The sequence below is a fragment of the Xanthomonas hortorum genome (assembly GCF_040279205.1).
GTDB lineage: Bacteria > Pseudomonadota > Gammaproteobacteria > Xanthomonadales > Xanthomonadaceae > Xanthomonas > Xanthomonas hortorum_F.
This window is the reverse complement of sequence record NZ_JBEOLS010000136.1, coordinates 1-672: the sequence shown is the minus strand read 5'-3', so window position 1 is coordinate 672 and position 672 is coordinate 1. Positions and strand designations below refer to the sequence as shown.

The following is a 672-nucleotide window of genomic DNA, read 5'->3' as shown; positions in this document are numbered from 1 at the left end:
TTATCGTTTCGAGTGTCACCTCGGGCAACTGTTCGGGCGAATCAAGGGAGAATCCGGCGTGGGTACCAAGCTACACGGCGATCGCTGAGATCCAGGCTCTCACGGTGGCCCACGCCGGCTCTCGACACCTAATCTGCCAGATTGCGAACAGATAAGGCTCTTACGCGGCATCCATGCCGCGTAAGGTCCCGCGACGGTAGGCGGGCAAGGACCAATCAAGATGGTCGGTGTGCGTAGCTCTTCTCAAAGCAACCCGCAACCTGTCTGGTGCGGTGTCCTTGCCGATTGCGGGACCGTGTGGCGGCATGGATGCCGCCACCGAGCCCCCAGGGACGGATTCACGGCGTGTCCCGCGAGCGGCGAGGGCACCGCGCCCTCGACCGACCAGACGTTGATCTACCCGTTTACCGCCATCGATATAGCATTCAAGAAGCATCGTTAGCCGCTCTAAGGAGCCTCTGAACAAAGCACAGCAGATGCGCGACACTATTGCCACAGAGTGAGGAATCATCCATGCAACTGACGTTCGGTGACGCTGAGGGCCTGGGTAAACGCAAGCAGACCCGGCGCGAGATCTTTCTGGCCGAGATGGAGCAGGTGGTTCCGTGGCAGCAACTGCTCGGGCTGATCGCACCGCACTATCCGGTGTCGGGGCGGCCAGGTCGGCAGCCG

1 pseudogene is annotated in these 672 nt (G+C 61.3%); it reads left to right on the top strand.

Going from position 1 to position 672, the window contains the following annotated elements:
• Positions 1 to 513 precede the first annotated feature (513 nt).
• A pseudogene (locus tag ABS769_RS22510) lies at positions 514 to 672 on the top strand (IS5/IS1182 family transposase); the annotation flags it as partial.